The 8,581-nt window shown below is 63.3% G+C and carries 7 protein-coding genes and 1 tRNA gene; 6 read left to right on the plus strand and 2 right to left on the minus strand.

The genetic code is table 11. The features are described from left to right. Positions 1–330: 330 nt before the first annotated feature. Both ACESY8_RS18500 and ACESY8_RS18505 read right to left on the minus strand, forming a co-directional pair. Complete coding sequence (locus ACESY8_RS18500) at positions 331–606, minus strand: pro-sigmaK processing inhibitor BofA family protein (RefSeq protein ID WP_007490188.1); 276 nt, start codon at positions 604–606, stop codon at positions 331–333. A gap of 51 nt (positions 607–657) precedes the next feature. After that, positions 658–915 (minus strand): DUF2508 family protein, encoded by a 258-nt coding sequence (locus ACESY8_RS18505; protein ID WP_009261299.1) that lies wholly within the window; start codon positions 913–915, stop codon positions 658–660. Positions 916–1,292: 377 nt separating this feature from the next. Here ACESY8_RS18505 and ACESY8_RS18510 point away from each other — a divergent pair, with 377 nt between their 5' ends. From ACESY8_RS18510 to ACESY8_RS18535, 6 genes are all read left to right on the plus strand, one after another. After that, positions 1,293–3,284 (plus strand): DNA gyrase/topoisomerase IV subunit B, encoded by a 1,992-nt coding sequence (locus ACESY8_RS18510; RefSeq protein ID WP_007493288.1) that lies wholly within the window; start codon positions 1,293–1,295, stop codon positions 3,282–3,284. A 220-nt stretch (positions 3,285–3,504) separates the two neighbouring features. Continuing rightward, the gene (locus ACESY8_RS18515) at positions 3,505–5,751 is read left to right on the plus strand and encodes a DNA gyrase subunit A (RefSeq protein WP_434307806.1); all 2,247 of its coding nucleotides are present in this window, start codon (positions 3,505–3,507) and stop codon (positions 5,749–5,751) included. A 19-nt stretch (positions 5,752–5,770) separates the two neighbouring features. Further along, positions 5,771–6,640: a YitT family protein gene (locus ACESY8_RS18520; RefSeq protein WP_009261303.1), complete on the plus strand. Its 870-nt coding sequence runs from the start codon at positions 5,771–5,773 to the stop codon at positions 6,638–6,640. A gap of 123 nt (positions 6,641–6,763) precedes the next feature. After that, positions 6,764–7,354 (plus strand): lactate utilization protein, encoded by a 591-nt coding sequence (locus tag ACESY8_RS18525; protein ID WP_024725212.1) that lies wholly within the window; start codon positions 6,764–6,766, stop codon positions 7,352–7,354. 12 nt (positions 7,355–7,366) lie between these two features. Further along, positions 7,367–8,458, plus strand: a complete 1,092-nt coding sequence (locus ACESY8_RS18530) for a hypothetical protein (RefSeq protein ID WP_172694947.1) — start codon at positions 7,367–7,369, stop codon at positions 8,456–8,458. A gap of 47 nt (positions 8,459–8,505) precedes the next feature. Further along, positions 8,506–8,581, plus strand: a tRNA-Gly gene (locus tag ACESY8_RS18535).

Below are 8,581 nucleotides of genomic sequence, written 5' to 3' on the forward strand. Positions count from 1 at the left end.
CCCCCCCCCCCCCCCCCCCCAGCCTGTCGAAAATACCTTTTCGACAGGCTGCTGGACTTTTTGAAACTCTAAAAAAGTTTCAAAAAGTTGTTTGATCCAACGCGAACGGCCCAGGCCGGCCTCTCTTGGCCTGCGGCCAATTCACCTCCAGGGAACCCTGACGGTTCATCTCCGCGCCAAGTGCCGCCGCAAAGCGGCGGTTGCACTCCGAATCGCCCTGCGGGGCAGCCTTTCACACTATTCTTCCCTCCGAACACCTCGGCAGAAAGGCTTAATGGCAACCCCAGGCGGGGGCCGCAGCGCCCCCCCCCCCCCGCCCCTCTTCTGCATTCACACCGCCAGCGCCCAGTTAAGCATCAACAGGAGCCCAAAGCCGGGCACGCCCAGCACGCCGAGCACCAGAGCGTTGACCAGATTGACCCCCAGGTGAAGGCCCACCAGGCCGCCCACACCGCTCAACGCCCACAGGGCGGCCAGGCCCACGCCCGTCCGCGCGGCCAGCCGCACCAGCCACTCCAGCGGCCGCCGCAGGGCCGCCAACAGCAAAATCAGGATCAACCCGCCCACAATCCAGGGCAGGGCATTGAGCAAGGTTTCCACCGCCATCCCCTCCCAGCTTTCCTCTGCCAGTCCCTTGGCGGCGGGTTCCCCCCGCAGTTATCCCGGCTGCGCCTGCGCCTCCCCGTCCAGCTCCTTGACCCGCCGCAGCAGGTAGGAGTACCGGGCCTGGAGGGCATTGATCTCAAAGACATAGGACTCGATCAGATCCGGGTCCTTGGCGGCGTTAAAGCCCGCATAGGCCTGGGCAATGAGGCTGCGGGTCTGTCCCAGCCCCTCCAACAGCGCCCGCCGCTCGGTATCCTCCGCCCGCTCCCGTCTTTTCCGCAGGAAAAACACTCTGGCCTCCTCCGCCATAACGGCGCCTCCTTTGTTTTTGGTTTCCCATCTCATGGTATGTCCAGTCTGGACAAATATGCCGGAGCCTAAACCAAAATTTTCCGCGTATGGCGCTCCGTCCTGTGCACATACTATGCCCGGACAGGAAAGAGGCCTGTTCCTCCTTGCATCTCCTTTTAAGCCGGTGCCGGGTGAGCTCACCCTCTGGCGAAAGGCGAAAGGAAGCGCAAGCTGTCCAAACAAAGCCGCCCGCCCCGCGACGAAGCGGGGTCAGGCGCAGAAAGGCCGCCGGACAATGTCCGGCGCCCTTTCGCGTTTTCTTGACACTTTGGGCCGGTTTGGAGTAATATAATAAGATGTAATTTTCTGATTTTGGAACGAGTGAGGAGAGGCCCATGGCGAAAAGCAATTCCCCCAAAAATTACGGAAACGACTCCATTTCCTCCCTGAAGGGGGCCGACCGGGTACGCAAGCGCCCGGCGGTGATCTTCGGCTCCGACGGGCTGGAGGGCTGTGAGCACGCGGTCTTTGAGATCCTGTCCAACGCCATCGACGAGGCCCGGGAGGGCCACGGCTCCCTGATCACCGTCACCCGGTATGAGGATCACTCCATCGAGGTGGAGGACTTCGGCCGGGGCTGCCCGGTGGACTGGAACGAGAAGGAGCAGAAGTTCAACTGGGAGCTGGTGTTCTGCGAGCTGTACGCCGGCGGCAAGTACAACAACAACGACGGCGATAACTACGAGTACTCCCTGGGCCTCAACGGCCTGGGCTCCTGCGCCACCCAGTACGCCAGCGCGTACTTTGACGCGGTGATCCACCGGGACGGCTTTGAGTACACCCTCCACTTCGAGAAGGGCGAGAACGTGGGCGGCCTGAAAAAGGAGCCCTACTCCGGCAAAAAGACCGGCTCCCGCTTCCGCTGGAAGCCGGATCTGGACGTGTTTACCGACATCAATATCCCCGTGGAGTACTACACCGACGTGCTCAAGCGCCAGGCGGTGGTCAACGCCGGGGTCACCTTCCGCTTCCGCAACCAGGTGGGGGGGAAGTTCGAGACCACCGACTTCCAGTACGAAAACGGCATTGAGGACTATGTGAAGGAGCTGGCGGGGGAGAACTCCCTCACCCTGCCCGTGTTCTGGCAGACCGAGCGGCGGGGCCGGGACCGGGCGGACAAGCCCGAGTACAAGGTGAAGCTCTCCGTCTCCTTCTGCTTCTCCAACACGGTGCAGATCATCGAGCACTACCACAACTCCTCCTGGCTGGAGCACGGCGGTTCCCCGGAGAAGGCGGTGAAGTCCGCCTTCGTGAATGGCATCGACGCCTACCTCAAGGCCCAGGGCAAATACCAGAAGAGCGAGAGCAAGATCACCTGGGCCGACGTGGAGGACTGCCTGGTGCTGGTGAGCAACAACTTCTCCACCCAGACCTCCTACGAGAACCAGACCAAGAAGGCCATCAACAACAAATTTGTCCAGGAGGCCATGACCGAGTTTCTGCGGGCCCAGCTGGAGGTCTACTTCATTGAGAATCCCCTGGACGCGGGGAAGATCGCCGAGCAGGTGCTCATCAACAAGCGCAGCCGGGAGAACGCCGAGCGCACCCGGCTGAACATCAAGAAAAAGCTCTCCGGCAGTGTGGACATAGCCAACCGGGTACAGAAGTTTGTGGACTGCCGGACGAAGGACACCACCCGCCGGGAGCTCTACATCGTGGAGGGCGACTCGGCTCTGGGCAGCGTCAAGCTCTCCCGGGACGCGGAGTTCCAGGGCATCATGCCCGTCCGGGGTAAAATCCTCAACTGCCTCAAGGCCGACTACGCCAAGATCTTCAAGAGCGAGATCATCACCGACCTTCTGAAGGTGCTGGGCTGCGGCGTGGAGGTGCACGACAAGCACGCCAAGGACATGGCCGCCTTCGATCTGATGAACCTGCGGTGGAACAAGGTGGTCATCTGCACCGACGCCGACGTGGACGGCTTCCAGATCCGCACCCTCATTCTCACCATGCTCTACCGCCTCACCCCCACCCTCATCCAGCGGGGGTACGTGTATATCGCCGAGTCCCCCCTGTATGAGATCACCTACAAGGACAAGACCTGGTTCGCCTACTCCGACGCGGAGAAGAACGAGATCGTGAGCGGCGAGCTGGCGGGCAGGAAGTGCTCCATCAACCGCTCCAAGGGCCTGGGCGAGAATGAGCCGGACATGATGTGGCTCACCACCATGAACCCGGAGACCCGCCGCCTCATCAAGGTCATGCCCGAGGACGTGGAGCGCACCGCCGCCGTCTTCGACCTGCTGCTGGGGGACAACCTCCAGGGCAGAAAAGACCACATCGCGGAGAACGGCTACAAGTATCTGGAGCTGGCGGACATCTCCTGACCGGGCATACGGCCGCTATATAGGGCGGCTGACCGTTCCAAGCAGCCCCTTTCCCGGGCCGTGCAGCAGTTCAAGGCCGCGGTCAGCCGTCGGAGCGGCCGGAAATGCCTGTGGCAGTCCGGCTCGGCCCTATCATCCGAAAGGATGCCGATCCGGCCGAAACCCGCCAATCTATCGCCAACAATCCTCTGAACTGGATTCTGAATAAGGACTGATACCAATGCCCAAAAAGAAGGCCCCCGAGGAGGGGGCAAAGAAGGTAACCAACCCCAACGTCATGGGCCTGCGGCCCGAGGTGCTGGAGCAGCCCATCACCGAGACGCTGGAGATCAACTACATGCCCTACGCGATGAGCGTCATCGTCTCCCGGGCCATCCCGGAGATCGACGGGTTCAAGCCCTCCCACCGCAAGCTGCTTTACACCATGTACCAGATGCACCTGCTGGGGGGCGCCCGCACCAAGAGCGCCAACGTGGTGGGCCAGACCATGAAGCTCAACCCCCACGGCGACGCGGCCATCTACGACACCATGGTGCGCCTCAGCCGGGGTTACGGGGCCCTGCTCCACCCCCTGGTGGACTCCAAGGGCAACTTCGGCAAGGTGTACTCCCGGGACATGGCCTGGGCGGCCAGCCGGTACACCGAGGTGCGGCTGGACCCCATCTGCGCCGAGCTGTTCCGCGACATCGACCAGGACACGGTGGACTTTGTGGACAACTACGACGGCTCCATGCAGGAGCCCTCCCTGCTGCCCACCACCTTCCCCAACGTGCTGGTGAGCGCCAACCAGGGCATCGCCGTGGGCATGGCCTCCAACCTGTGCGGCTTCAACCTGGGCGAGGTGTGCGACGCCACGGTGGCCTTTCTGAAAAACCCCCAGGTGAACCTGCTGGACCACCTGAAGGCCCCCGACTTCCCCACCGGCGGCGAGCTGCTCTACGACGAGGGGGCCCTTCGGCAGATCTATGAGACGGGCCGCGGCTCCTTCCAGGTGCGGGCCAAGTGGCGCTACCTCAAGGGCGAAAACCTCATCGAGATCTACGAGATCCCCTACACCACCACGGTGGAGGCCATCATGGACAAGGTGGCCGAGCTGGTGAAGGGGGGCAAGATCCGGGAGATCGCCGACATGCGGGACGAGACCGATCTGAACGGCCTCAAGATCACCATCGACCTCAAGCGGGGGACCGATCCGGACAAGCTGATGGCCAAGCTCTTCCGCTCCACCACCCTCCAGGACTCCTTCTCCTGCAACTTCAACATCCTCATCGCGGGCATGCCCCGGGTGATGGGGGTGCGGGAGATTCTGGACGAGTGGACGGGCTGGCGCATGGAGGGGGTGCGGCGGCGCACTTACTTCGTGATGAAGAAGAAGCAGGACAAGCTGCACCTGCTCCGCGGCCTGAAAAAGATCCTGCTGGACATCGACCGGGCCATCAAAATCATCCGGGAGACCGAGGAGGACGACCAGGTGGTGCCCAACCTGATGATCGGCTTCGGCATCGACGACGTGCAGGCCGAGTACGTGGCCGACATCAAGCTGCGCAACATCAACAAGGAGTACATCCTCAAGCGCATTGAGGAGGTGGCCGGGCTGGAGGAGGAGATCGCCGACCTCCAGGACATCGTGAACAACCCCGGCCGCATCAAAAAGCTCATCGTGGCCGAGCTCCAGGCGGTGCAGAAGAAGTACGCCGTCCCCCGGCGGACGGAGATCGTCTACGAGTACCAGACCGCCGCCGCGGAGGACGCGGAGGACGAGACCCCGGACTACCCGGTGCACGTGTTCTGCTCCCGGGAGGGCTACTTCAAGAAGATCACCCCCCAGTCCCTGCGCATGAGCGGGGAGCAGAAGTACAAGGAGGGGGACGGCCCCTGGCTCCAGTGGGAGGCCTCCAACCGGGACGAGCTGCTGGTCTTTACCGACCGGCAGCAGTGCTACAAGGCCCGCCTGAGCGACTTCGACGACTCCAAGGCCAGCCTGCTGGGCGACTTTTTGCCCACCAAGCTGGGCATGGATCCCGGCGAGGGCTTCGTGTGGGCCTGTGTCACCGCCGACTACTCCGGCCACCTGCTGTTCTTCTTTGAAAACGGCAAGGTGGCCCGGGTGGCCCTGTCGGCCTATCAGACCCAGACCCGCCGCAAGAAGCTCACCGGCGCTTACTCCGACAAGTCCCCCCTGGCGGCGGCCTGTCTGCTGACAGAGGACACGGAGATGGCGGTGACCTCCACCGAGGGCCGGGCGGTGGTCTTCCACACCGCCGCCCTCACCCCCAAGACCACCCGCTCCACCCAGGGGGTCAACGTCATGACCCTCAAGCCCAAGTACAAGGTGGCCGACGCCCGCCCCCTGGCGGACACCACCATCGTCAACGCCGCCCGCTACCGGGCCCGCTCCCTGCCCATCGCAGGCATGCTGCTCCGGCCGGAGGACCGGGCCGAGGAGCAGATGACGTTACTGGAATAAGATAAAGAAGGTATCGGCTATGAATCGTGTCGCAAAGCAGTATGTCCTCCCCTATCTGTGGATCACCCTGGCGTCCGCGGTGTACGCCGTGGGCTTCAACTGGTGCTACGAGCCCAACCAGATCGGCTTCGGCGGCATCACCGGCGTGGGCCAGATCATCAACCACATCCTCCCCTGGGCCCCCATCGGCACCGTGGTCATCATCCTGAACATCCCCCTGTTCCTGCTGGGGTGGAAGCTGCTGGGCGGGCACCTGCTGGTGTCCTCCCTTTACTCCATGTTCATCTCCTCCATTTTCATCGACATTCTCCACATGATCCACACCTTTGAGCCTATGGAGCCCATTCTGGGGTGCATCTTCGGCGGCGTGATCATGGGCGGCTCCCTGGGCGTGGTGTTTCTCCAGGGCGCCACCACCGGCGGCACCGATCTCATTGCCCGCCTGCTCAAGCTGAAGCTGGCCTGGCTGCCCATGGGGCGGCTGCTTCTGGCGGTGGATCTGCTGGTCATTGTGGCGGTGGCCGTCGCCTTCCGCAACATCTACAGCGCCCTCTACGGCGTGGTGGCCCTGTATATCTCCTCCTTCGTCATGGACCAGGTGCTCTACGGCATGGACAACGCCAAGGTGGCCTATATCATCAGCGACGCCTACGACCAGATTTCCCACGCCATTATTCACGATATGGACCGGGGCGTCACCCTTCTCCACGGCGAGGGCGGCTGGTCCGGGGAGGACAAGAAGGTGCTGCTGGTGGCCTTCAAGCAGAAGCAGATCGTGGCCCTCAAGCAGACCGTCAAGAGCATCGACCCCAACGCCTTCCTGATCGTGTGCGAGGCCCACGAGATCCTGGGCGACGGCTTCCGGGAGTATAAGCACAACGATCTCTGAGCTGTCCAGGGGCGGGGGAACGCGCCCCTGGACACCCCCCGCCCTGCATATGCCCTGCTTTTTTGCCCGCAGGCGGATAACCCCCTGTGCTCTGTCATTTTACGCTGGAAAGGAGACCTGTTTATGCCCGGTTTTGAGAAGGTACGCAAAAATCTGGAGGCCCACGGCTTCGATGTGACCTGCTTCGACACGGCGGCGGAGGCCGCGGACTACCTGGACCGCAGGCTGGACGGCAAAACGGTGGGGCACGGCGGCTCCATCACCCTCAAGGAGCTGGGCCTCCTCGATCGGCTCCAGAGCCACGCCGTGGTGCGCAGCCACTGGCTGGGAGACAGCTTCGCAGACGCAGCCGCCGCCCCGGTCTATCTGACCTCGGTCAACGCCCTGGCGGAGACCGGCGAGCTCATCAACATCGACGGCACGGGCAACCGGGTGGCCTCCACCATCTTCGGCCATGAGGAGGTCTACTTTATCGTGGGCGTCAACAAGCTGGCTCCCGACTACGACGCCGCCCTCTGGCGGGCCCGCAACGTGGCCTCCCCCAAAAACGCCCGGCGGCTGGGCAAAAAGACTCCCTGCGCCGTCCGGGGGGACAAATGCTATGACTGCAAAAGCCCGGAGCGCATCTGCCGCGCCCTGGTGGTGCTGTGGGAGAGGCCCACCGGCATCGGTCGGGCCGAGGTGGTGCTGGTCAACGAGCCTCTGGGCTACTGAGGAGGGGAGGGCGTGGCATTGAAACGAGGCATAGCGGCGCTGGCGTTGAGCTGCGCCCTGCTGCTCACCGGCTGCTCCTCCCTTCTGGAGAACCCCTATGCAGTGGTGGAGCCGCACACGGAGCGTCCGGCCACGGCCGAGGACTCCTCCGCCGTCCAGGCGGGCACCTATTCCGAGCTGGTCAACACCGTGCTGTTTTTTGTCTCCCAGGGGACAGAAAAGGGGCTGATTCAGCTTACCGACGACTATGACGGGGATGTGGAGGAGGATCTCAACCGGGCCTGCCTGGAGGTGGCCAAGGACGACCCTCTGGGGGCCTATGCGGTGGACTTTATCAAAAACGACTGCACCAAGGTGCTCACCACCTATGAGGCCACCATTACCATTTCCTACCGCCGCACCCGGGAGCAGATACGCAGCTTGGTCAACGTCACCGGCACCAGCGCCATCCGGGACGAGGTGCGCGCCGCCCTGGCTGATTTTCAGAGCGAGGTGGCCCTGCGGGTGGGCTACTTCACTGAGAGCGCCGACTCCATTGCCGCCCTGGTGCGGCAGGCCTACTACGACGAGCCCGCCGGCGCCCTGGGCATGCCGGAGTTTACCGTCTCCCTCTACCCCGCCTCCGGCGGGCAGCAGCGCATTGTGGAGATCCTGCTCACCTATCCCGAGGACACCCAGGCGCTGCGTCAAAAGAGCGATGACCTCCAGAGCACGGCAGATGCCCTGGTGCTCCCTCTCCGGCCCCATCAGCTCTCCCCCTCCGCCCGGCAGGCCGAGCTCTTTTCCCTGGTTCGGGAGCACGTCCGCGCCCGGCCGGAGGGCGGTCCCACCGCCTGGGACGCCCTGCTGGGCGACGGGGCGGACAGCGAGGGGCTGGCCCTGACCTTTCAGCTCCTCAGCGGGAAGATGGAGGTTGGCTCCGTTCTGGTGGAGGGTACTCTGAACGGCGAACCCCACTTCTGGAACCAGCTCACCGCCGACGGCGGCGCCCACTATGTCGATCTCACCCGCGACGCCTCCGGCACCACCTATTCCGCCGCCGACCTTCTCTCCCTGGGCTACGTGTGGGAGGGCGCGGAAGAAAATGCAGAAAATTTGAATTAACCCCTTGACAGCGGCGGAACGGTTCGCTATAATATAATCCGTCGCTTGCAGGTGTAGCTCATCTGGTAGAGCGCCACCTTGCCAAGGTGGAGGTAGCGAGTTCGAGCCTCGTCACCTGCTCCA

The organism is Clostridium sp. ATCC BAA-442, assembly GCF_964239415.1.
In the GTDB taxonomy this organism is placed as follows: domain Bacteria; phylum Bacillota; class Clostridia; order Oscillospirales; family Oscillospiraceae; genus Flavonifractor; species Flavonifractor plautii.

Coding starts and splice junctions, on each gene's coding strand:
- ACESY8_RS18500 (WP_007490188.1), bottom strand. CDS start 606: ATGGCGGTGGAAACCTTGCTCAATGCCCTGCCCTGGATTGTGGGCGGG.
- ACESY8_RS18505 (WP_009261299.1), bottom strand. CDS start 915: ATGGCGGAGGAGGCCAGAGTGTTTTTCCTGCGGAAAAGACGGGAGCGG.
- ACESY8_RS18510 (WP_007493288.1), top strand. CDS start 1,293: ATGGCGAAAAGCAATTCCCCCAAAAATTACGGAAACGACTCCATTTCC.
- ACESY8_RS18515 (WP_434307806.1), top strand. CDS start 3,505: ATGCCCAAAAAGAAGGCCCCCGAGGAGGGGGCAAAGAAGGTAACCAAC.
- ACESY8_RS18520 (WP_009261303.1), top strand. CDS start 5,771: ATGAATCGTGTCGCAAAGCAGTATGTCCTCCCCTATCTGTGGATCACC.
- ACESY8_RS18525 (WP_024725212.1), top strand. CDS start 6,764: ATGCCCGGTTTTGAGAAGGTACGCAAAAATCTGGAGGCCCACGGCTTC.